Source organism: Halorubellus salinus (assembly GCF_020567525.1).
Lineage (GTDB): Archaea > Halobacteriota > Halobacteria > Halobacteriales > Natrialbaceae > Halorubellus > Halorubellus salinus.
On record NZ_JAJCVI010000001.1, the window covers coordinates 381,351 to 404,160 of the forward strand.

A 22,810-nucleotide genomic window follows, 5' to 3' on the forward strand; every position below is an offset into this window, starting at 1 on the left:
CTGGTCGCTCTTAGTCCACCCTCTATACCCTCCGAGACAACGATACTTCTCCGCTCAATTCGCCGCTGGATGTTGCTAAGTGTGTTTCTGCTCGGAGTCGGAGTAATAACCGTCGCAGATATGGGTTATATGCTTACGAATTACCAAGATGAGCTAATTTGGGCTATTTCCGGTGTTACTGGTGGGATAATCGCACTTGCCGCTGGCATTCAGTTTGTACGAACGTATATTCCCGACCCGGCGGACAATCGTCTATCAAAAAAGTAAGCAAACAAGTCTCGAACGTGGAACGAGATGTGAACAGCCTGGATCTACCGATTCGACCGTTCTCAATACACTCTCCGTTAAATATTCCTCGGATAGGATGATTAAGACCTTCGTCAGCCGGGGTTCCGCGTTCGCCGGCGTCTACACTGACGTGAAAGGATAACAAGGAGAAAAGTGAAGGTCAATCGCAAGCCGCAACGGTCGAACCCTCGTTCTGCACGCAACCACCAGCATCACGATCGAAGTCGTCCAGTCGCGTCTGATTCTCGCTAATCGCCTCCCCGACTACCTCGCCTTCGAGGCGGTCGCGGGCTACACCAGGACGTGCTCCGTGGGTTCGCGCTCTCCGCGCCACGGCACCCACGGTTCTCCTTCCTCCGAGCGATGCAGGCAGTACTCCAAGTGACCGTCGAGCTGCTTTGGGTGGGTTCGGACGAGACGGAAGTGCTCGTCGATCTTGACGAGGAAGGTTCGTTCAAACATCCCGATTACCCATCGTGAGCGGCTCGAATCCGTCTCGGATCACCTCACAATCCACGTGATGTGTGAGGCGAACCAACGCCTTGTGTACGTCTCGGATGTCTCCAGCGAAAGCAGTGTCGTGGGACGCCATCCCAGGTGCGTAGTCGATGACGACGAGACCAGCATCTCCAGCCGTGTAAAGGATGACGACAATCTCCCCGCCACGGACATCGATCTGACTGTGAGGCGTCGTTCGCGTTAACTTCGACTCGCCGGCGAACTCGGCGAGCGGCTGGCACTCGTCCAGGCTCTCGGCGAGCATCACCTCCACGTCACTCACTGTCATCACCGGCCTTCTCGGCCTCCTTGGCCTCCTCGGCGAACGCGTACCAGTCGTCAACCGCGGCGAGGTAGGTCTCGTGGACGGCCTGGGTACAATCGAACGCGTCCTCGGGCGACGCCGTAACGATGCGCATATCGAGTTCCGCAACCACGTCTTCCTCACATTCACGTCTGATCGAGACCTGGTGCCCGCCTCGGTCGCTGTACGTCGCCGTCGCCTTCAGGTAGTACTTCTCAGTGCCGTCGTCGCGCCCCGAGAACCGCATCAATACCGACATCCGTCGCTCGCCATCGGGGGCGTCCAAGCGACGAATGCAGAAGTCCTCGACGTATGCTTCGGTCTGCTTGTAGATGTCCTTCGTCTGGTTCTGTTCTGTCGATTTCGTCTCTTCATCGTACATTGTGTTTCTGTCTTGGTTGGCGTCATCACCTCCTTCTCCACGCATCCCGAGTCGTCAAATCCCGCTCCCGCCTGCGACGGCGAGTCTGCGTTCAGCGGGCGTGGATGGTTGGCGTGTTCAGTACGGATGGCAGGACAGTTCGTCCGGGTCTACGTCTCCGACTCGTGCCTCTACGAACAGGTCTTCCCAGTCCTCATCGTCAAGATTCACGTAGACGATACTGCCGTCGACCATCGTGTGTCGGCTATTGTCGATGAGATTAACAGCTTTCTCGGCGTCCACGACGGCGACGAAGACGCTATTGGACTTCGTGTTCCCGACTGCATAGCAACAGTTCTCGTACCCATCCGCGTCCTCCGGGCAAATGTAGAGATGCGGCGTGACGATCTCACCCCTCATTCTGTATCACCATTCTTGAGGACGACTACCGGGTAGGAGACTGGGTAACTGCTCCCCGACTCGTCCGCCTGCTTCATCAGTTGTAAGAGGGCCTTTCGGAGGCGGTCGCGATAGTGTTCCGCCACCACCGATTTGGAGACTTCCAGTTCGTCGAAGTCCTCGTCGTACGCCTCGGCGTCAGAGGTGGCGGCGTCATAGTCGCCGAACTCGTTCTTCAGCAGGTCTTGGAAGGCGTTGTAGTAGTGTTCACTCACATCGACGGCGTACTCCTCACACTCGTACCGAATGCTGTTCTCCGAGGTGTGAATCTTGCCAGTCTCGTAGTCTCCCGCCGCCTCACGTAGCATCTCTTCGTGAGGGAAGGCCCGTCCAATGACGTAGAGCGCACGACGGAGATCAGTTTCGAGAACGTCCCATTCGAGGGCGATTCGGCCGGTGTCGTCGAAGATGTCGAGGTACCGGAATCCAGTCGCGTCGTCGTTCAGGCGGTTCTGTTCGGCTATCTGTTCGGTATCGAAGTCTGTGTCTGGTTCTGCCATAGATTCTCGTGTCGTGTGTGGTGTTTTGCGATTAGTACTGTGGCATCACCTCCATCTGCAGCGTCATCATCGTCTCAAACCGCGTCCCGCTATGATACGAGTCTACATTCACGCGGTGGGTTTGCTGTTGAGGCGTTGCGATTGGATAAGGATTCGCGACCAGGGCTGCTCAGGTTCCACCCATTCGGCGAGTCACACGCCTCTCGGCTGGAAGGTGGTGGCGTGCTTCCCCCGAGAGAGGGGCGCAGAGCGAAGGTCTCCATCCATCGTGGTTTCAGCGCCCTTGTAGTCGCCTTGAGCCTCGAAACACCCCACGTCAATGAGGAAGCAGTCGAGGGCTGTTCACCGCCATACTTCCGAGAACTGCACTCGGAAGCGGTCAGGTACTGTCACGTTCGTTGGATCACTCCGATGTTGGTTTGAGTTCGTCCGTGTGTTCCCTTTCTGTTTTCACTCTGGGGTAGGGGAGGGGGATAGTTACGTTTTCAATTGAAGTCCACTCTCGCGGAGAGTAAAGCCACTCAGACGCCTAAATACGGTTTCTCACCCTGCCGAGACGGACACGTGAAACATATGAAATCAGGTGTAACATATGAAACAGGGTGTAGACGGAATCGCAGGACGGCAGAACACGTGAAACACGGTGGGGGTGGGGGTTTATTACAAACAGAACATATGAAGCGTACCCCATTGTTCCCCATCCGGATGGGCAGCACGCGTGCCGGCATTCAAGTGAAAAGTCGCATTAAGACTTTGTGTAGGGTGAGTCCCCTTGGGAAGGACTCGCCACGGTTGGTCACGGGAGGGACACAGCCCGCCTTGGGAACGGGTTTCAGGACTCCACTTCTCCGTTTTCCACTATCTGCATCAATCTCTTGCTCAGAGAACCCCACACGCGCATTCAAGCACTTCACCGAACAGTATTCATCACTCGTCTGTCCACCACCACCATGGAGCGGAGTTACCTGCTCGTAGCGCGTGTCCCGGTCGCCGATAACCACCCCACAGTGCTCACAATCCAGACCATTCGCCGACACACGTCCCGACAATCAGTCTTCTCCTCGTGGTGGAAGTGGCCGCGCAGGTTCAGTTAAGACATCGATCGAGGCGAACCAGTATGCGCTACGACCAAATGCCTCCAGAACACCGTCGCGACGCTCTCGACCGGGTGCAGTCGGTCGGTGGGTAGCCTATTCGACGCGCTCAATTCGCTACTCTGGGTGCTCGCTTCCGTCGTCCGTCGCCCATCATGCCACTAACCAATCGTCGTCCTCCTGAATGGTCACGCGTCTGCGTGAGGACGCGGAACTATTCTGCCGGTTCGTAGTCGATGGTGACCGGCGCTAGGTACTTGTCTAATTTTAGCTTCACCGGCCTCATTTCGACCTCACTCTTGACCTGCTCCCGACGGAAGTAGAACGCGGCCTCCGTGGGCGTGGGGTCGAGGGGTTGGTACATCGGTTCCTCGCGGACGATCTCCGAGAGTTCCGTGACCTGCTCATCTGACCACTCTTCGAGAACGCGTTCGTGCGCCGTGACTAGCTTCTTGTCTACTCTGTTCTTCTCTGCTACCTCGTAGGCTTTCGCCACACCATCCTTTGAGGAGTTTTGCGGATAAATGGACTGTCTCGGGGGTGAGGCTCACCAAAACAGCATATGCGAAACTTGAGGTTATTCGGAATCGTGCCCCAGAACTAACTCCGCACGCCGATCGATCTCATCCCTGTCGTACTTGCCACAAGCAGCAGCACTCGCATAATCCTCGACCTCGCTGGCGGACGGCCCGCCGTGGGAGGAACGGATGGCACACCCAGGACGTCCGCCACCTCGTCTGGGTCGTCGTGCAAGACTGCGCTGCTCATCGCTAGCCGGAACACGTGGTCGTCGTCAGCATCCACGCTGGGTACGTCATAGGTCGGTTCCTCGTGGTCTATCTCCGATATGCGAACACCTGGCCCAACACCCTGCACGGTTAGCGACGCCAGTACGTCTCGCCGCTCCGTCTCGTCGCCCATACCTGCACGATGTTCGCCGTCGCAACATCGGTCGGGGTAGCGGCAGTTGGCATGCACAGGGAGGGTGTCATAGAGCTGTTCTCACACCCACGAACAGCATAGCTCGATTCGTTAGAGACAGGCGAAATACGTAACGCGACAGGTCGTGATACCCTCAGAGCTTGTCAGAAACTGCCCGCGAGATACAGAGGATTCACTCAGCGCCCCGTCCATGTTCGTCTCACACCACCATCGGTCGCATCACTCCTCACGAAGGGACGCGGACGCCTCACGGCCACCTGCGCGGAGTAGGAGGGCGCCGAGAGCGACGAACCAGACGATCTGGGTGAGCCCGAAGATGCCACCGCCGATCTCACCGAGTGCTGGAATCGCCGAGAGGATGCCTGCAATCCCGACCACGAGCCCGAAGTAGTTCACAAGTCGGTGGAGAACCCGCGCTCGCAGCGCGGCGACGCTCACGAGCAGCGTCCAGAGCCCGCCGATAATCTCGTTACCGCCGCCTAACCCGTCGATGACCGGGCTAACTGCCAGCCAGACCGTAGTCGCCTGCGTCGGGTCGGTACTGTAGAGGTCGACGACGACGCCCGTCGCGAGGGTGGCAATCATCCCGCTGGCAATAACGAGACCAGCCCAGATGAGGCCAAATGCGGTCGTCGCTCGCATCAGCATCGGTGCGTCGGCTTTGATATGCTCGTGGAGCGCCAGAACGAGCGCCACCAGAACGATACCGAAGACCACGTAGATGAGGAGATACATCGCGTACAGACTCGTCTCGTTCGCGGAGAACAACTCGACCTGTTCGAGCGCCCCGCTGACGCTCGCGAAGTCGAGGATGACGAGGAAGTACGCGATGCCGGCCACGTAGATGCCCGCTTCGATGAGCGCGGCCAGACCTCCGACACGCAGGTAGTTCCACTTACGCACACCGGTCGGCCGCTCTATACTTTCGACTGCTTGGTTAGTAGACGATGCCATTGTTTATCGCTGCTGTTAGGTTAGCCGTCTGAGGAGATAGCCTGTACTAAAGGTTTACTCATCCGTTACTCAGACTCTCTTCGTCTTTGTGGAGGGGATAGTATACGCTCGTCACCGACTTGACGGCAGGTAGAGACTATGTCACTCTCAATTAATCGCGACAGGGCAGCGGACTACGTGAGTGGATTTCGACCCAGCATCGTTGCAATGCCGACGAGCGCACGCAAGGGCGGTCGCTGCACCAACCACGGTACGCCTGCGAGACGCACGTCCGCACGGTAGTGAGAGAGGACTGCCGCTACCGCGAATAGAACCGGTTGCCCCCCTGCACCAGCCTCGTAGAGCGCCCGAATTGCGGCTTCGAACTCGCCGGGCCGGCGGAGCGTTGTCCGAACGACGAGGGTGTCGTCGCCGCGGTTTCGGATGCTGTGGGCCTCTCCGGGTGCGATGGTCAGCGATTCTCCGGGAAGCAGGACGTGGGAGCCACCGCGAACCGTCACGTCGGCTCGACCCGCCATCACCTTCGAGCGTGCCTCCGACCGTGGGTGCAGACGGGCGGGCCCGCTGTCGGTTTCCGGCGGAAGGACGCCGTCCATCATCAAGTACGCCCCCTGTTCATCAACACCGCGTTCGAGGAACGTGATGGACGCCCCTGTCGACAGGTCTTCGATAGTATTCGGGTAGGCACCTGCGTCGGTTCTCGGGGGACGACCCGATCCCGCCAGCAGATGCTCGTCCGATCGTGAATTCATTCGTTATAATACAACTCAGATGGCACTAAGCATTCCGCACGCTCCGTTCGATAACCGAGTCCGCGGGCCTTCTGCCGCCCCCATCTGTTCGGCACAGCGGCGCGTCCGACTGGGGACGTTCTGCTGGGGTGTATCGCACCACACCCGCACGTAAGAAGTACAGCCGATACGGTCGAACGGATTGTGTTCTTGGGCATCAGGGGCACTCGGAGGGTCTGGAGAGAGGGTTATGCTGGTTGGATACCTCTAGAAATGCATGGCTGGAGCAGCTGTTACCCCAGATCAGGAGCGGAGCATAGAGTATCATCGGCCGTCCACGACGGAGACGTCCGTCGGGCGAGCGAGCGTGATCGCTGGACTCGCACTCTTGTCGATGACCGTCCTCGCTGTGTTCGCTAACTTTGTGGTGTTAGACGGACTCATCTCTCCGGGGGATGCTACTGCAACAGCGACCGCCGTCTTGGGCGACGAAGCCACGTTCCGACTCGGCGTCGCGAGCCTCTTCGCGGTCGCCGTACTCGATTTAATCGTTGCGTGGGCGTTGTACACCGTGTTCAAGCCGGTACACGCTGGTATCGCACTCCTCTCTGCGTGGTTTAGAGCCGTCTTCGCTGGCATCTTCATCGTCGCGATCAGTCAGCTCATGAGCGTCCCACAGCTACTGGGTGCGACCGGGGCAGGATTCACCACGGAGCAACAGTACGCACAGGCACTGCTGAGCATCGAGTCGTTTTACAATATATGGGACGGCGCACTGATTCTGGTGGGCCTCCATCTGATGTTGGTCGGCTATCTGCTGTACAAGTCCGACGCTGTTCGGTCGTACACCTCGGGCTACGTGCCAAAGGTATTGGGACTTCTCCTTGTTATCGCTGGGGCTGGCTACGTGGTGGATAGTTTCGGGCGGGTGCTGTTGGCTGGCTACACCTTCGAGGTCGCTGTGTTCACGTTCGTGGGTGAGGTTTTGCTGATTCTCTGGCTGCTCGTCTACGGGCGCCGAATCAGCCCCGCCGAGGATAGCGTGGACGACCAGTCAGTGTCCGTGATGACCTGAGACTGGAATTGACCGCAAGAGTGGTTATGGAAATCCGGAGCCTCACGTGGGAATTCTTGAGCGGGTCAACCCGGGGAGGCGTACTGTCGCGGAGATGCCGCCGTTCGTAATCTACCGAGGAATGCATCTACCGCTGTATGACACTGACTCTGTCATCTCGCCGAACCTACAAGCACTCTCTATTCAGCACGGTTGCCGGAACCCACCCGGATTCTGGCACAACCCACCCTGAGAAATGTAAAAGAGTGTATGAAGCAAGCCACTATTCTTTCATTCACGCCTGAGAGATGCATGGGAAGACAGGAAGCATGTGCAAATACGTCGTCCCGTAGCCTACGCCTCCTGTTGATCCCACACGAGGCCGAGTGCGGCTCCGAGGGCCATCCCGACCCCGATTCCGAGACCGATATTATCTATGGCCACACCCACAACGACACCAAAAGTGAGGCCGACACCAACACCAAGCGCAACTCCCTGCCCCGTTGTTTCTGAGTCAGACACGGTAGGGAAGAGAGTCTTGTCGTGGGTATATGCTTTTCTCCGCCACTCTCGTCCGTCGGGAGCAGTCTTCCGTGACCGGTACGAGCTGTGTATTCAGCATGGCTCTATGAACCTCGACCGAACCTGATAGAATCCTTGCCGGGATATTCGCACGCCTACATAACGGCTGATTGGCCAAATCATGGGTGCAAACAATACCTTGTGAATCGTTCTATGACACCCTCATGCACAGGGGTTATCGCGGGTTCGCACTCGGCGGCTAAGAAGACGAAACGGAAATCAGAGATGAAAACCCCACACTTGACGTCCTCAAACATAGACAAACTAATGTTTCTCACGACAACTCCAGAACGCTGCGGCCGGATTTACGGTTCCGACCGAACGAGCCGTGTCACGTTGGGAGAAACCGTCCTCGACGGCCTCAATCATCTCGATGACATCACCAATCTCGTCTTCATCTGCGACAAAGTACTCCCAAACTGAGTCCATCTCGGGAGCGTTGGTAATCCTCTCCTGCCAGTGACCCACCCCAACCCCGAATTATAAATTATCCGATTGGTTCTTATAGAATCAGCACCAAAATCCAGGTATTCTGGGCTCTCCAGTAGAGGTCGAACCGGCATCAGATGACAGACAGTGCGACCGCATCGTTGGATGGGACACCGGTGACGAGGTGGCCACATACGAGGCGTGGACGGTCGTCGACGAGGATGATGCGCTTGTCCTCGAACCTAAAGCACCAGAGGAGGTTCACGACGCGCTCCTCGACGAAGACTGGACGATCTACTGGCCGGACGACGTCAACCGCGCCAACGTGCGAGATCCCGTCGAGGTCGCTCTCGACGCCCCGCGAAAGGCGTTCTATACTGACGAACCGCCAGAGTACAGGTACTCATCAGTCGGGCGTCGAGAGGCCGTACGCCTCCTCTCTCGACGTGGCGTCGACACCGACGACATCGAAATCTCGGACGCGTGGCTGTACCCGGAGCGCGACGAGGCCGTCGTCGTGTACGACGCAGTGGACGGCGACGGCAGAGCGCACACGCGGCTCTGGCAGGCGACCGACCTCTCGGACGCCGAGGAGGCCATCCTCGCCGGCGAGCGCGTTCCCGCCGACGAGGACGGTGAAGACGAACTGACTCGCGAGGAGGTCGCCCAGATCATCGAGGCGAACTCGGCACTGTATCCGCGCGAGGCCGACATCGCCGCCTGCTGGGTCGACGGCATCGACGACTACCAGCGCATCAACCGCCTGCTGGGCGACGACGTGACCTACCAGTCGGTCTGGCAGTCAGTGAACAACTACACTGCAAAGGCGCAGGCGGTAGCATGGGAGGTCTGCCATGTCTGGCCTCACCTCCCCCAGGAGCACGTCTCGGACGAGATGGCCCAGATCGTTGAGGCCGTCGAGGCCGAGTCCCCCGAGAATCCTGCGTTCCGCGCGGAGGGAACCGGGCGCGGTGGGAGTCAGAACTAACTCGTCGAACGCACAGTCCTCTCTCTTCCACATAAGTCCACATCCGTGTCGATACGGAAGCCAGCTCGTGGATCTATCCAGAGAAGCAAGTTGACTTGACGAAACCAACATTCTCGTTTAGACGTCGTATCACCCGTAGGTGGGCGGTTCTCAATTGCAAGGAGAGGCGAGTATTAACGCCATTTGACGGCTCTACACCTTGTGGAAAATCAACCACGAAGCGCCTACCGGAATAACGCGAATTACCGGGGGAGTACTGGCCCGGTTCGTTCATATGATTGAACATGACGATGGATGGGCAGACGGTCAGCGTTGGGGTGAAGGTGTCATAGAATCGTTCTCACCCACCAACAGCTACAGATGGTATCGTTAGTTAAAGTTATCTCAGTGACCATTCCTATGAGTGTATTATCAGCGTCTGCTAGGAATTATAGGGGAGGACTTCCTGCGTGTGATGCGAGAGACCGAATACGGCTATTTTGAGTAGCGAGTCGGAAGTATTTCGACCCGGTGCTTGCTTGTCTTTCCCGGTTGGACTCCAGTTTCACTTTCACTCCGGATGGATCGCCTTCATATCATTGTAGAGTCATTGGAACTGTATGGCGATACTCCATCACCTGGGAGACCTTACCGAAGAAGAATACGTCATCAAGCGAGCCGCAGAGAAGCTCCACCGGGAGACGAACGGCGAAGCCACCATCCATACCGACCACGTCGATCCGAGAGGAACCGAGGACGGCGACACATTGAACGTCGTCGACGGAATCGACGGAAAACCCGACCTCATCCTGAAGGACTTCGACTACCAGTCCCTCCTCGTCGAGGCAGAGACCATAGAGGGCATCAAGAACGACCAGCATCACGCGATCAAGCAGCTGAACGACTTCAGACAAGCTGGGTATAAGCGAGTGCTCCTCGTTCCGAAGCGGCAGACCAGCGAGGCGGAGGACTGGCTGAAGGCGAACACCAGCAAGGTCGAGAACGTCGACGATGTGACCGTGGAGTCGGCACACTCGATCCCGAACCTAGTCTGAGTGCGGGCGTGGCTATTCGCGACGTCTGCAGCGGTGGGCGGTACCTTAGACGTGGGCGCTGGCTTTGTTCGCGAGCGTGCCGCCGAATGCACGCAGAAACGCCGCCAGTGTGCGAGCGTATCTGACCGGTTTCCGGGTGAGGCTCTAGGTTTCCTCGCGTTCTTCACGCTGTTCCTAGCGATACTCTTCGCGAGCTTTGAACCTCGACCTGTGTCCCATACACTTGACTGGAAGCCGGTGAGGGTGCTTTCCAGAATCTTTCAACCGACCGAGGTATCTAACTCCAGTTCTTAATTACCAGATACCCGAGTGCAACGATGAATGCGGCGCCGAGGACATACAGGAGGGCTTCGAACGCTGGTGAGACGAGTTCCTGCAGGACACTTGGAACGAACAGATACTGAAACACGAATGCTCCGACGACGCCCATTATAGAGGCTACGTTCCAGGTACGAGCAACGAACACGAGATACGCCAACACGAGCGCGTTCAGTATTACAGCGACAATCCCGGCCGCAACCGCTCCCCAGAGTGATAGACTAAAGATCACCGGTATGATGATGGCCATCGGTGGGGCAATGAAGCGTAAAAGATATTCTCCGAACTGGTCGAACGCGTCACCTGGGGCCATTCAGCAGCAGTAGTATCTCGCTGCTTTAGTATATGATGAGGATGTCGTAGGACAGTTCACACACTGGTGGTGCGGTGGTGACGAATCGATAGATACAGCCGAAGAATTCAGCAGAAATCATAACCGGATTCGCCAACACTCGGAAGAACTTATTGGTAGTGTGAGTGGGCGTATTCCCTATCCAAGAATCGATTCACGATTTGACTGGCTCCTAAATAGCTTAAAACAGCCAGCGGCAGAGCATAGCTGAGTGTCCCGGGTACCCCAACGAGTAGCATCGAAACTATACCCCCCTGAGGGGGGAATAGGCACGGGAAACCAGCGGCAAGGCTACCCAACGCGGCAGAGTCGCTCCCACTCTGGAGCACGTCCGAACAGTGACTCAAGAAGTAAGGGTACAGGGCGGCAGAGCAAACGATGATAGCAGCCCTAATCTGAGGGTAGATCACACAAGACGCAATTGCGAGAACGGCTGCCAGACCGGCGATTAGATAAAGATCCCATAGGACTACTGGCCCAACACCGGACACCAAGAGAAACAGCACAGTGGAACTCACCACCGCCAGCAACATCGACAATCGTTTGTTCTCCATATCTGCCAAACCGGGAAGTAGAATATAAGTTTTCGCCGTTTTCACAATCTCCGTTGTGTCTCATACCCGTAACCAAGACACTCAAGCCGACTAATCATCGTCACGGTAATTCAGTGTGTGACTTGCAGGCTCGACTGAACGGACTATTCATCCTAGCAGGTATAGAATCTACGACCTTGCGAACTTCTCGAGAATACCCAGTACTGATGCGGCCCTAATGTTGAACGAGAGTAATATTTCCGTAGACGACGGTTGACGCCGAATGTTCGCGGAGATGTTCGAAGGCTTCCTGTGGGTTGGCTCCGGTAAGTGCGACGAACGCGACGGCGAGGCGGTCGCCATTGTACTCCGCAATAGCCATCTCGCAGCCGTCATCATCTCGCAGGTCGCTGATGGCGAGAGTATTGTCTGTGTGGGAGACCTGCAACAGCCAGTTGCCGCCGGAGAGGAACCAGCAGTTGAAGCGGCCGCTGTCTCGCCAGTACTCCCACTCCACGTCGCCATTGATGCGGCCGAGGACGTTCTCGACGTCTTTCTGGGACAGCATCAGTTGTCACCCCCTTTTTCGCTGTCTTCGGCACGAGCCTCCTCTGCCCATCGGTGACCCCCGCGAATACGGCTATTGGGGACTTCGCCGAGGGCGTTCAAGATCTCGTCAAGCCCGTCATCGGCGTGGAGCTTTTCAATCACGGTCGTATGGACGCCTCGGTCGGAACTGTTGGGAGACTCATTCTTCATCTCCTCTTCGATGGGTGCATACCAGACGTACATTGCCGACTCGTGGGGGTTCTCTCGGTCGTCTTCGAAGTGTGCGCCGATGAGGTCGACTTCCTCGGTGGCGAAGAAGACCGCCATCAGGCCCCACCCCCAACGCGAGTACCGAGTTCTTCGATGATGTTCACCACGAGTTCGCGCTGTTCCTTATCAACGGCTTTGTGCGCTTGTGTCGCGAGTTCGTCAGTCACTCCGCGAATCAGGTTGTCGGCGGCCTCAGCGGCACGGTTAGTTTCAATGTGTTGGCGCGCGTCGTACTCCGGCGAAATCTCACCGACTTCCAAGGCGAGCCTGCTGTGGAGTTCGGTAGCGAGCGCGATGGATTTGAGATTCTCGTCGCGACTGGCGGTCTCGATGGAGAGATATGTCAGTTCGTCCGCGTGTGTGATGCGACTATGGACTTCGACAGCAGCGGAGCCGAGGACATGGTCGGTGTCATCGCCGGTGGCCTCCTTGAGGAGGCTGTCGTGGATGATACCGAGAATCGTGTCAACGATGTCGCTGGCGATAGCTTCGTTACTGAACGTGATCTTGGCGAACTGCGGGTTTGCTTCGGTCATGGATGTCTCTTTAGGGGGTTGAATTTCTCGATTGCTTCGCGATCTGTTCGTCCGTGGTTCGGCCGTTTGCGTGGTCTAGCTCATTTTCGCGGCGCCATCATATCACTGTGATTAAGTATTCGGCCGATTGCTAATTAATAGTTCTCCTTTTTGAGAAACAACATAATTTCAGGCGGATAGGTTAAGCCATAGTTGCGCTGCACTGCACTAGCAGCGTTACTCACCCCCATGGGTTCCGATGTAAATCTGTACGAGGGGGTCAGTCAACTCTCGTGAAATCTGGGGTGGGCTACACCACGCGTCACCCAGTCAACGCAGTACTTGACTGCCCGGCGTTTATTCGTCATGATCGACTACCATCAAGTGCGTGATGGGTCAGAACCGGATGGTTCTCGCCCGAGAGTCCTTCTCAAGGGCGAGAAGTGGCGTTCGTTATTACAACCACATAGGTGGGCAGCCGGGCAGCCCAACACCCCTCACAATCCCCGCCAACTATGCCAGAGAATAACACGATTTGCGACACAACGATCTACGCACGAGTCTCGACTCCCAACCAGAACATCGCCCAGCAGAAGACCAAGTTGTGGAAACACGCCACCGAAGAAATCGGACTGCAACCCTCCAACATCGACGTCCTCGAAGACGAGGCCACCGGAGGCAACACAGACCGCAACGGATACCAAGAGATGATGCGCCGTGTCCGCGAAGGCGAGACCAGACGCGTCATCGTCCGCTCCATCACCCGCCTCGGCCGCAACATGCGTGACCTCAACGATGCCGTCCACCAAATCGTCGAGGACAACGGATGTGGACTCGTCGTCGTCAACGACGGCCTCCACATCGAACCCGAAACCCAGGAACTCAACCTCGAACAGAAGGCCATCCTCTACGGCCTCTCCTTCGCTGCCGATATCGAACACGAGATGATCAAACAGCGAACCCTCGACGGCCTACGAGCAGCCGAAGAGGCCGGTAAGAGGATCGGTCGTCCCATCTACGGATTCACCAGCGAGGACGGTAACCTCCGGCCCGACGACGAGGAGTACGAGAAGGCCGTCCAAGCAATCATCGCCAAGGAAGAGCTCGGCTGGTCAGACCGACGCATTCAGCGACAGATTGGCGTTCCTCGCCGAACGGTTCCGAGCGTCGTCGAACGTCGTGACATCTACCTCGGCGAGCAGCTGAACGAGGACAGGGCCCACGAAGCCGTCGACGGACTCGCCGAGAGAACCAGAAATGACCTCAAAGCACTCGAAGAACAAGAATTCGGCAAGTAGCGCAACCGCTTGCACACCGGCCAGAACTACTTCTTGCACTAACGGGGCGGTCACAAGCTCCCGACTACTGGAATAGCATCTTCGGTCGGACGTCCGCGCTGCCGAGAGTGCGGTCGGTACCGGTTGGAATTTTAACGGAGTGAGCGAAACACGCGGATATGTCTGACCGGCTGAAGTTCGATGAGATCGACTCCATCGGTACGTTCCCCGATGGGCGAATCAAGATGGACGTGATCTTCACCGACAGCCGCGGCAGGGAGTACGTCTGGACTCCTAAATGGGAGGAACTACAGAAGGTGTACGTGAGTGCCGAACAGGTTGAGGAACTCAACACCGAAGGTGGCGAGCACCTCGAACGGCTCAAAGCAGTTCAAAAGTTCGGCGACGAGACGCTCGCAAGACTGGCTAAGTGCATCGCCTACCACAAGTCGCTTGACGGGTTGCGTAAAGAGTTCGATGGCAGGAATACCAAGGCAAGTCAGACACCAGAACGGGAGGAAATAAATCGTATCTTCGAGTCCGCAGACATCCCATCTCCAAACTACCCCGACAAGTACACCCTCGCCAACCGCGACAAGATCATCCATCAACACCTCCGCGATCTCAACGAGGACGACTACGAGAACGTAGTGGTGGTGATGGAATCACTCGTCGATAGGAGACGGCATATTGACGCCGAAGAACGTCGGAGGGAGATAATCGAGGAGATGAACAAGATTCTCGGTTATGAGAACTTGATGATCACAATAGAAGGACGAGTTCGTCCTATCAATGCTGAGTCAGAAGAGTAGGTCTGTACACTGGCATCAGTTGACGTCCTCAAACGCGGGGATCGCGGACACCCCGACCCACAAATCAAACTGTGGACTCGCCACCTCCTACAACCCAAGCAAATTCTCGAGTTTGTTCCGCATCTCGTCGTTCCACTCCACGCGGCCACGTTGAAGCGAGTTCGACAGACCAATCAATTGCCGCTTCGCCTCCAGCACGTCACCCCTCGGCGGAACGAGTCTCAGCCGCGCCCAGAGGCCATACATCGGGATGTCGTCAATAGCCGCCTTCAGCTTCGACGCGTGGCCCCTGAAGGCGTCCTCCGCCTCGTCAATTCGATTCGACTCACCACTTCCCGGGTTCGCGATCACGTTCGCGTAGTCCACCAAGTCCTGTGAAACATCTCGGCGAACCTGCCGATATTCGCGTATCGGGTCTACGATGAACACCTTTGCTGCATACGTACCGAGACCGCCGGCTGCGAAGAGACCGCCGATAATAGCGAGGAGAGATACCATAATCCATCATTTGAACGGGGGGTAATAGAACACGGGGTACCGTCGCCCCAAGTACAACTTCGGTGCAAGACTCCATCTCGGGATCGCGATGCTAAACCACGCCGAGAACGCCACCGAGGACGAAAGGAACTCCAGCGACAGACGATGCGATTCTCCGCACTCTACGTCTCACGTTCACACTAATACATATGTCTACTAATAAGTTAAACGGCAGGGAGACACCACCACGGATTTAAACATCCGTTTCGCAGAACAACAGAAGATGTTCCGACGTGAGGTAATGACTCCACTTTCACCGTGGTTTGATAATCATTAACACAGACGGTGAACAAGAGTCAGCCACGAGACGACACCAACGAAAACAACGATGTCCACCACGTCAATCCAGAGTAGACGAGACCTCTTCGACGTCTTCCAACACACCATCGAAGGCACCTACGATGAGTTGGTGGAAGACCAAGAACTCAAACCCGGGCAGACGATGCTCAAAACCTTCCTCATCGAGTCCAACGTCACCCCGGACGAACTCCGCGAACAGGTAGACATCACTGAGACTCGCGAGGTGGACTTCGATTTACAAGAACTCGTTATCCGGCGGAACGGTACCAACCACACCTTCTTCCTGGATCACAAAGACTCCAGATTCTGGACGCTATACACGCTTGAGGAGTCCGAGGACGCAAAGAACGTCGTCGCCGATATGGTCAGCGGCGTCCGGAACGGACTCGACTACACGTGGATGCCCATCGAACAGCAGCGTGAGATCATGGATATGGGGGAGTTCCGTGACGTAGGAGTCAATTATGACGCGGACGACGTCTTCTCCGAGGACTACATCGAGGACAAACTGGCCTTCGGCGATCTCTCCGTGCGTAGCAGCGGTCGGGGGACAGGCACTCTATTCGACATACTCGACAGTCACGACGAACTATCCAGCTTCCTCAGCCTCTCCAGCGTCGGCATCAAACGAAACGTGAACGGCTCGTTCATCTTGGAGCGAGTGACCCACAACGGCCGCTTCACCACAAGCGGTGGCGACTCCATCCAACTACACCTGGATACCGTCGCCGAAATCAAGGAGCGGTACGCAACCCTTCTGCGGAAAATCGAAGAGAACCACCGTCTCTCCTACGAGTCCAGAGAACACGGTACAGGGATGGACGGCACACCCGTAGTCATCGAGCTGGACAACGAAATTGAGGACGTACGTGAGTTCGTTGAGAACGTCGTTACAGCGAAGAACCCGCTCCGTCTCTGGGGTGCGAAAACCAAGCTCGATGACCAGTATTGGAAGGTCAAGGGAGTAGATCTTCACAACAACGACAAATACACCATCGAAATCTGTCCAGAGTGGCTCCGACTCTACCTCGGCGATGAGGCGTGTGGGAATACAGCCCTTCGAATCTACTCGAACATCCAACGGCACTACGACTCCAACGCGACGATGGAGGTGGAAGAATGAGCGCGATGGAGAATCTCTCCGATCACACCCTGCAAATAAATGCGTGGATCGGTCTGTGCCAACTCGACAGGACGTTCCCCGACACACTCCGAAACCTCGGCTACACCGTCGACATCATCGATCCGAGCTTCGTCCACGAGGGCGACTCGGCGAACCCGGATTTGATACTCACCAGCCGCGCTTACAACCACTCCATCGTCATCGACTGCAAATCGTACTTCATCAAGGAAGAACAGAACGAGAAGTACGAGTCAATCCACCAATCGCCCGAAGTGCTTCTGACCCGCGGTATCGTCTCGGCTGCCGATGCCACAGAGGACTTCGACGCCGAGTTCGCGTACTCATCCTTCGAAGACCTCGCCGAGAACCCACATCTACCTGACAACGACTTCGCGGTCGTTCAGTTCGATGAGGATGCGAACCAGTATATCGTCCGAACACTGGAGGACTACGAATTCAACCTCGACGATCTCCAAGACGAGTTCCCCATCTTCACCGACACACGCCGACTGCCGACAGACTACTACCCATTCGACGTGGGGACTGGTGATGATGACTACCGCCAGTTCACCATCTCCATCCTCCAGTCCACCGTTCACATCGCACTCGAGCAGGACAGGTTCGACGCTGACGATCTCCTCGAGGACGCACATCCGTTGTGGGTTGACCTCGACACCAACCTGAAGAACGAACTGCGGGCGCACACCGAGACCATCCTCACGGAGTACCAGCGACGAGGGTTGGACGAACATATCGAGAATGTGCAAGCGGGGAACAAGGACGAGTGGAAGGTGGTCTCAAAGTCCCTGCAGGCGCTTCAACGGAAGGTAGACGAGTTCGTGGATGGCGTTCAGGAGAAGTTGGAGCAAACGTCGCTTGACGACTTCGAATGACCCAGACCCGTCTGTAACGGAACAATCAATTGACCTGGTTTCTCTCCTGAGACACTTTATCGGACACGTGGGGAATCAACTCCCACGTCCAACAACCCCTCACCCCGCGAAGAGTCGGCATAAGCCTTCAAACACGGATAGTTCAGTGAAAGATCACTCTCCGTCGCCGAAAACCAGTTCGTCGGCGAGCGACTCGCCGCCATCATCTACCGACCGCTTCAGGTTCTCGATGCTGTTGTTGAGTTCTTCGAGATCACTGCCGAACTCGTCCTCCAACTCGTCAACGGCCTCCTCAAGTTCGACGATACGCTGCTTCACTTTCCCATACGTGTCACCCATAGCATCCAACGACTTCTCAACACGAGTCAACCGTTCCTCGACACCATCCGGCCTCTCATCGTCTCGGTCAAGCTCGTCCAGAATTGAGTCGCCCATATCAGTCGTCGTCGCCCGCCTCGGGTCAAGTGGGCCGCGTGAATCGACATACTCGTCGCCCCACGACTCGACGAACCCGGACTTTTCGAGTTTGTCGAGTCGGTAGTGGATGTGCTGGTTCTCGTCCGCCCACCAAACTGACTCCTTCAACGTCGATGTCAGTGGCTTCCCGTACTCTTGCACCCGACGCAACACCTGTACATCACGTTTCTCCAAACCGATGTCGTCCAGAGCCCTGTCGCCCATCAGTAGAAGGTACGCGACCGAGTAGTAAAACCCCTGACAAAAAATTAGACTAATTCCCCACCGTCGGATCATACTTCAAATCCCCCCTTCAATCCAAAGCAGACACCCACGCCGACAGTACAACACACCCCCACCTGGGCGGTAATCCCGTCTCGTGTTGAGGCGCGTGCATCGCGAGGCGCATCATCGAAGGGAGAAAGGAGAAGGCAGGTACGACCGACGTAGAGGGGACTACTCAGTGACATCGTGGCCCGAGCCCAGAGGGGCGTCCAGGGAGAGTATAGGTTCATCGATCAGTGTGGACAGTCCAGCACCGTCGCCGAACAAGGGAACCCTCCACATCACGAGGAGATATCTAGCTCCAATCACGTGCGCGTCGCGATACCCACGCGTGTGAGAAGGACACCACATCCACACAGGGCACGCACACAGGCCCCAGAACATTATCGATGAGGAGAAACACCCAGTACATCGCCACAACGAGGAACCCCCCTCAAGTCTCGCAGAGCCAGCCTCGCAGGAACCCTTTGTGACGAGCCTGGGGTCTCCACGTTCATCGGAACCTAGGGGTGGGCAAAGAGCGCAGAACCACGAAGAGTCGCGTGTCCTCACACGAACAACGTCCACATCGTCAAGCCCCTCGTCCGACAGCATCGATTCCTCCCGACTCTTGCTGGGAACCGCGTCCGAATGTCGCGGTCTGTTCAAAGGGCTGGCTGTCTACTTTGACAACTCCGCGAGAATTTTTATTTGGAACGGCCCGCTCAGAGAATGTGGTTGGCCGAGCGAGACGAGAGCCCGGATTCCACGGTAGATACCCTCACTCTCCCGTTCACGTTTTGCCTTGGACTCCAGCCATCTCTTCTCTCGCCTCGAAGCAGGTCGTACAACTACTACTACTACTGTATAAAGTATACATTTTGTTGTTTAACGGGGGTCGTGGGGTGTCAGACAAGTCGTTTTTGTATACTGATAGTAAATATGCGAATGTAGATGGGAAAGCGAACACCGTACACGCAACGAGTCGACGAAGACCTCCAAGATTTCGTCCAGCGAGTCTCTGACGCGACAAATCTCGGCAAAGCGGGCGTTATCGACGAGGCTCTCCGGCGACTCCGCGACCGCTCGACGATCACCGACGACGGCCAGTTCCTCGTAGAAGACGAAACCGGCTTCTCGACCACGTCAGACGGCTCCAAGGGCATAGAAGAGGTTCTCGACAACCAGGAGAAGATGATGGCGATGCTCTCTGACCCCTCCTCATTCTCCGCGAGTAGCAATCCAAATAAAAATTCTGAGGAGGGGACTGATTACGACAACTCCGACGAGACGAGCGAGGAGCTCGTTCCCACCGAGGACAACACGAGCGACACCGAACATCGAATCGATGCGTTGGCTGGAGAGTACACGCACGACGAGTGTCTCTCCCCGGGCGAGGTGGAGAGTCTCGACGCCGTTGAGTCCGAGGTGGTCTCCGCGACAAAGCGGTATCTAGTCCCCGCCACGACTGGAATGATTAACCATCAGATCGAGGAGGGCAAAATGCACGGCACCGTCGGTTGGCGCGATGTCCGGGAGCTGCTTCGGCGACTGGACGTCAGCCGGGGATCGGTGTACAATTACCGCGACAAAATGGTGCAGGAAGGCGTTCTGTATCCACATCCCGAGGAAGATGAACTGGTTGTGGGTGACGACGCGACTGAGACGGTTCAGCGAGCAGCCGCGCTCGAATATGCGGATGTCAGAGCTTCGGCGGGCGTTGATTTTTCGATGATGGACGATCGAGTCGAGTGTCGATACAAGACGACCGTCGAAGAGTACGTGTCCGCGTATATGGACTGGGGGCGGAAGCGGTACTATACGAACGAGTCGGCCTACGTTAAGAAGGTGGTTGGCCAAGTGCTGGACGCGGCGTGTAGGTTGGCACAGTCGTCTCCGAGTACACACCGTGTTGATAGAGGTGAGCGCACCGAAAGGGAGGAGATGTTGGCGACTTCACGGGCACTCATCAAGACGATTGCTGCGCTCGAATCGCGCGCCGGCATCAACCGCACTCTCGGCGAGTTGAGGAATCTCATCTCGTCCGCTCCAGACGTGTCCAGCAGCGAGGAGCTGGAGGCGTGGCTCGGTGATTATGGGCGTGTTCGCGTCGAACTTGACGAGTTGATTGAGGAGACCTATGGTTCCGGTAGCGAGAGGTCAGTGATGGATGAGGACGAGGCCTACGAAGTGCTTGGTCTCGATGGTGACGTGACCGAGGAACAGGTCAGGGACGCTTACGAGGACATCGTGTTGGACGTTCACCCTGACTCTGGACGCGATGGTGAACAGGAGGATGTTGACGTGGAGCGGTACCAGCGAGTCCTCAAGGCGAAGAGGACTCTCCTCGACTGAACCGCTGGACTGCGGGCCGGTGCTGCGATTCGTTTATACGTGTTGAAAATCTATCATCAAGTAATCCTGATGTCGGGTTCAAATTCGTTTGTGTGCGGGATGTGTGGGGCGGACGTCGAACCGCTCGGCGAGGATATGGAAGGGGAGGTGGGGTGTTCGTGTAGAGTGCGACTCGAACACGAGAACGTTCCGAGTGCGTGGCACCGTCGCTACGAGTCCCGATCTGTTCGCGTTCGGGACTGACCCTACTGTCTGCCATCATCATTAGGAACTCATTGTACCATGACTGCGGTATAGTTGATGTTCCGCGTCGTCGTAGAGTTGCAGATTCTCTCCCGCATGTAATTCAATCTCGGTGGGTTCCAAGCGCCGAAGCCCCGGTACATTCCCGTGCTTCATCCTCGACACTTGCATCTCGGTAGACATGACTCAACTCTCCATCGTCATCAACGACGATGGCTGCTTGCTGATCTCCATCGTGAAGCGTCGCACAGATCTGGTTATTGTCGGAGACGGTCACGTGCAGGCGGGCATCGCTACGCAACTCCGCTGCAAAATGGTCGGTGTTCCCGTGCCGTTCAACGTGCTTCACATCGACATCTGAGAGCGAGTCCGGGTTCATTTGGGCCATACGGTGTACTGGTAGAGTTGTTCAGAGTATCTGATAAATGCCGGCCTGCGTGCAGCGTAGCAGGCGCTGTTGAGAACCCGGTCAGAAGTCGAACGCGTCATCCTGTTCTGCGAGGACGAGTTCGGCCTGAAACTGCTGCCAGAGTGATTCTTGTGGCCAGTCCTCCGACCACTCTATCTCCCAGTCTCCGGTAGGTGTTACGTGGACGAGAGCTGCCCCTTCAATCTCAGAAAAGGCGTGCTGTTGGGCCACAGCCTGCATCCGATGAGCCATCCGTATCCTTCCAGTTTTTAGATCGACGGCTCGAATCTTGTCACGAAGATCGGCAACGAGGTCGATCTGTCCGCCGTAACCGAGCGGAGGCCAGCCGCTATCCTCGAGCAGGTGGACGAACATCAATTCCCCACGCCATACCTCCTCGTACTCAAGTCCCACGTCCGGTCGGATGATGGTTCGCCATAGATGTGCGATCTCTTCGGCATCCTTCTTGGCAATATCGAGGAGGGGATGTGGTGCGGGATAGCGATTGTACTCCCAGTTGTCCGCAACCAGTCCAACGTCATTATACCCGCTCAGCGTGTCGAACAGTTCCTTTTTCGAGAGCTTCCGCACGCGTTCGTCCGAGGGTTCGATCAATTCCTCCCGCGCATCGACTCTGCCATCCGGCGTGGTGACGTCCATCTGGTTCGTGATTTGGTGGTGGGCGAGGATACCGAGCTGTTGCTTGTACCAGGTTTTCACCCACCACTTCGACGTGTGTCGTCGCCGCGTTCGCCGTTGATTTTGACTCTCGTGTAGTGGAGAGTCCTCGGGATAGTCCTCGAAGTCGATTCGCTCTATGATGGTCGTGGCACTCGGATAACGCCGTTCCGCATCGTCCTCGTAGTATCGCTCTTCATCGTCGTTGCTTCCTCGATCTGCCCACTGGCGACGAAATTGGGACTTGAGCCGGTTACGCTTGGGAATCCTATCGGGTGAGTCCATTGGCTGCGATCGTCGGTATCCATCCTTTTGAAGGCTGCCCGGGTGAGATGGAACTGGGAGCTCAAAGCCGTCCTCTACCAGCAGCGATAGATCGAACCGTTAGATACAGGTTCCCCATCGACAATCACAGGTCAGCAGCCACCGGTCGCATCTTGATGGTAAATTCTAGTGAGAATAAGTCTGGTCTATCCACGACATATACTCCCTATCGGTCAAGTTGCCCCACGATCATCGTGGGTCGAAGACCAGATTGCATTCGTAGCAATAGTAGCGGGCTGGATCATCGTGCGGATTCTGAGTCACATCCTCGTTCGTATTACACCAAGGGCACTTCCACGTCGAAGGCTTGGCCGCTTTGTCACAATATTTACAGTGTGTTCGTGCGGGGAGTTCGTCGGGTACCTACTGGCGTTACAGGTCGGG

At 56.5% G+C, this 22,810-nt stretch carries 26 protein-coding genes; 9 read left to right on the forward strand and 17 right to left on the reverse strand.

All coding sequences use genetic code 11. The features are described from left to right. Nucleotides 1-579 precede the first annotated feature (579 nt). From LI336_RS01925 to LI336_RS01965, 9 genes are all read right to left on the reverse strand, one after another. Nucleotides 580-750 (reverse strand): hypothetical protein, encoded by a 171-nt coding sequence (locus LI336_RS01925; RefSeq protein WP_227130928.1) that lies wholly within the window; start codon nucleotides 748-750, stop codon nucleotides 580-582. Next, a complete protein-coding gene (locus LI336_RS01930; protein ID WP_227130929.1) occupies nucleotides 743-1,075 on the reverse strand; it encodes a hypothetical protein in 333 nt (110 codons plus the stop codon). The genes LI336_RS01925 and LI336_RS01930 overlap by 8 nt, the downstream gene beginning before the upstream one ends. After that, the gene (locus tag LI336_RS01935) at nucleotides 1,062-1,472 is read right to left on the reverse strand and encodes a hypothetical protein (RefSeq protein WP_227130930.1); all 411 of its coding nucleotides are present in this window, start codon (nucleotides 1,470-1,472) and stop codon (nucleotides 1,062-1,064) included. The genes LI336_RS01930 and LI336_RS01935 overlap by 14 nt, the downstream gene beginning before the upstream one ends. A gap of 117 nt (nucleotides 1,473-1,589) precedes the next feature. After that, nucleotides 1,590-1,871 (reverse strand): hypothetical protein, encoded by a 282-nt coding sequence (locus LI336_RS01940; RefSeq protein ID WP_227130931.1) that lies wholly within the window; start codon nucleotides 1,869-1,871, stop codon nucleotides 1,590-1,592. Beyond that, nucleotides 1,868-2,410, reverse strand: coding sequence for a hypothetical protein (locus LI336_RS01945; RefSeq protein ID WP_227130932.1), 543 nt, complete (start codon nucleotides 2,408-2,410; stop codon nucleotides 1,868-1,870). The genes LI336_RS01940 and LI336_RS01945 overlap by 4 nt, the downstream gene beginning before the upstream one ends. 1,308 nt (nucleotides 2,411-3,718) lie before the next feature. After that, the gene (locus LI336_RS01950) at nucleotides 3,719-4,000 is read right to left on the reverse strand and encodes a hypothetical protein (RefSeq protein ID WP_227130933.1); all 282 of its coding nucleotides are present in this window, start codon (nucleotides 3,998-4,000) and stop codon (nucleotides 3,719-3,721) included. A gap of 104 nt (nucleotides 4,001-4,104) precedes the next feature. After that, complete coding sequence (locus LI336_RS01955) at nucleotides 4,105-4,425, reverse strand: hypothetical protein (RefSeq protein WP_227130934.1); 321 nt, start codon at nucleotides 4,423-4,425, stop codon at nucleotides 4,105-4,107. A gap of 240 nt (nucleotides 4,426-4,665) precedes the next feature. Continuing rightward, on the reverse strand, nucleotides 4,666-5,400 hold the full coding sequence (locus LI336_RS01960; protein WP_227130935.1) for a hypothetical protein: 735 nt from the start codon (nucleotides 5,398-5,400) through the stop codon (nucleotides 4,666-4,668). Between the two features lie 173 nt (nucleotides 5,401-5,573). Beyond that, on the reverse strand, nucleotides 5,574-6,152 hold the full coding sequence (locus LI336_RS01965; protein ID WP_227130936.1) for a cupin domain-containing protein: 579 nt from the start codon (nucleotides 6,150-6,152) through the stop codon (nucleotides 5,574-5,576). Between the two features lie 256 nt (nucleotides 6,153-6,408). On the opposite strand from LI336_RS01965, the gene LI336_RS01970 reads away from it, so the two are divergent. Further along, nucleotides 6,409-7,206 carry a DUF4386 domain-containing protein gene (locus LI336_RS01970; protein WP_227130937.1) on the forward strand — a complete coding sequence of 266 codons (798 nt, stop codon included), beginning with the start codon at nucleotides 6,409-6,411 and terminating at the stop codon, nucleotides 7,204-7,206. A 333-nt stretch (nucleotides 7,207-7,539) separates the two neighbouring features. On the opposite strand, the gene LI336_RS20550 is transcribed toward LI336_RS01970, so the two are convergent. Further along, nucleotides 7,540-7,707: a glycine zipper domain-containing protein gene (locus LI336_RS20550; protein ID WP_497007366.1), complete on the reverse strand. Its 168-nt coding sequence runs from the start codon at nucleotides 7,705-7,707 to the stop codon at nucleotides 7,540-7,542. Nucleotides 7,708-8,380: 673 nt separating this feature from the next. On the opposite strand from LI336_RS20550, the gene LI336_RS01975 reads away from it, so the two are divergent. Both LI336_RS01975 and LI336_RS01980 read left to right on the forward strand, forming a co-directional pair. Next, nucleotides 8,381-9,184, forward strand: a complete 804-nt coding sequence (locus LI336_RS01975) for a hypothetical protein (protein WP_227130938.1) — start codon at nucleotides 8,381-8,383, stop codon at nucleotides 9,182-9,184. Between the two features lie 599 nt (nucleotides 9,185-9,783). Then, complete coding sequence (locus tag LI336_RS01980; protein WP_227130939.1) at nucleotides 9,784-10,218, forward strand: hypothetical protein; 435 nt, start codon at nucleotides 9,784-9,786, stop codon at nucleotides 10,216-10,218. Nucleotides 10,219-10,495: 277 nt separating this feature from the next. Here the strand turns inward: LI336_RS01980 and LI336_RS01985 are convergent, their stop codons facing one another. From LI336_RS01985 to LI336_RS02000, 4 genes are all read right to left on the reverse strand, one after another. Further along, nucleotides 10,496-10,849, reverse strand: coding sequence for a DUF8216 family protein (locus LI336_RS01985; protein ID WP_227130940.1), 354 nt, complete (start codon nucleotides 10,847-10,849; stop codon nucleotides 10,496-10,498). 807 nt (nucleotides 10,850-11,656) lie between these two features. Then, entirely contained in the window at nucleotides 11,657-11,989 is a 333-nt protein-coding gene (locus LI336_RS01990) for a hypothetical protein (RefSeq protein WP_227130941.1), read from the reverse strand. Continuing rightward, nucleotides 11,989-12,297 carry a hypothetical protein gene (locus tag LI336_RS01995; protein ID WP_227130942.1) on the reverse strand — a complete coding sequence of 103 codons (309 nt, stop codon included), beginning with the start codon at nucleotides 12,295-12,297 and terminating at the stop codon, nucleotides 11,989-11,991. The genes LI336_RS01990 and LI336_RS01995 overlap by 1 nt, the downstream gene beginning before the upstream one ends. After that, nucleotides 12,297-12,776 (reverse strand): hypothetical protein, encoded by a 480-nt coding sequence (locus LI336_RS02000; protein ID WP_227130943.1) that lies wholly within the window; start codon nucleotides 12,774-12,776, stop codon nucleotides 12,297-12,299. Before LI336_RS02000 ends, LI336_RS01995 begins: the two co-directional genes overlap by 1 nt. A 494-nt stretch (nucleotides 12,777-13,270) precedes the next feature. On the opposite strand from LI336_RS02000, the gene LI336_RS02005 reads away from it, so the two are divergent. Together LI336_RS02005 and LI336_RS02010 are read left to right on the forward strand one after the other, a co-directional pair. Continuing rightward, complete coding sequence (locus LI336_RS02005) at nucleotides 13,271-14,053, forward strand: recombinase family protein (RefSeq protein ID WP_227130944.1); 783 nt, start codon at nucleotides 13,271-13,273, stop codon at nucleotides 14,051-14,053. 158 nt (nucleotides 14,054-14,211) lie between these two features. Next, entirely contained in the window at nucleotides 14,212-14,844 is a 633-nt protein-coding gene (locus LI336_RS02010; protein ID WP_227130945.1) for a hypothetical protein, read from the forward strand. An 87-nt stretch (nucleotides 14,845-14,931) separates the two neighbouring features. Here the strand turns inward: LI336_RS02010 and LI336_RS02015 are convergent, their stop codons facing one another. Beyond that, nucleotides 14,932-15,342: a hypothetical protein gene (locus LI336_RS02015; RefSeq protein WP_227130946.1), complete on the reverse strand. Its 411-nt coding sequence runs from the start codon at nucleotides 15,340-15,342 to the stop codon at nucleotides 14,932-14,934. A gap of 367 nt (nucleotides 15,343-15,709) precedes the next feature. Here LI336_RS02015 and LI336_RS02020 point away from each other — a divergent pair, with 367 nt between their 5' ends. Both LI336_RS02020 and LI336_RS02025 read left to right on the forward strand, forming a co-directional pair. Further along, nucleotides 15,710-16,804 (forward strand): hypothetical protein, encoded by a 1,095-nt coding sequence (locus tag LI336_RS02020; RefSeq protein WP_227130947.1) that lies wholly within the window; start codon nucleotides 15,710-15,712, stop codon nucleotides 16,802-16,804. Then, nucleotides 16,801-17,697, forward strand: coding sequence for a hypothetical protein (locus LI336_RS02025; protein WP_227130948.1), 897 nt, complete (start codon nucleotides 16,801-16,803; stop codon nucleotides 17,695-17,697). Before LI336_RS02020 ends, LI336_RS02025 begins: the two co-directional genes overlap by 4 nt. A 153-nt stretch (nucleotides 17,698-17,850) precedes the next feature. Here LI336_RS02025 and LI336_RS02030 read toward each other — a convergent pair whose 3' ends face one another. After that, nucleotides 17,851-18,378, reverse strand: coding sequence for a hypothetical protein (locus tag LI336_RS02030; RefSeq protein WP_227130949.1), 528 nt, complete (start codon nucleotides 18,376-18,378; stop codon nucleotides 17,851-17,853). A gap of 993 nt (nucleotides 18,379-19,371) precedes the next feature. Between LI336_RS02030 and LI336_RS02035 the strand changes: the two genes are divergently transcribed. Together LI336_RS02035 and LI336_RS02040 are read left to right on the forward strand one after the other, a co-directional pair. Then, nucleotides 19,372-20,772 carry a J domain-containing protein gene (locus tag LI336_RS02035; RefSeq protein WP_227130950.1) on the forward strand — a complete coding sequence of 467 codons (1,401 nt, stop codon included), beginning with the start codon at nucleotides 19,372-19,374 and terminating at the stop codon, nucleotides 20,770-20,772. Nucleotides 20,773-21,196: 424 nt separating this feature from the next. Next, nucleotides 21,197-21,376: a hypothetical protein gene (locus LI336_RS02040; protein WP_227130951.1), complete on the forward strand. Its 180-nt coding sequence runs from the start codon at nucleotides 21,197-21,199 to the stop codon at nucleotides 21,374-21,376. Between the two features lie 108 nt (nucleotides 21,377-21,484). Here LI336_RS02040 and LI336_RS02045 read toward each other — a convergent pair whose 3' ends face one another. Next, a complete protein-coding gene (locus LI336_RS02045; protein WP_227130952.1) occupies nucleotides 21,485-22,387 on the reverse strand; it encodes a hypothetical protein in 903 nt (300 codons plus the stop codon). Nucleotides 22,388-22,810 lie beyond the last annotated feature (423 nt).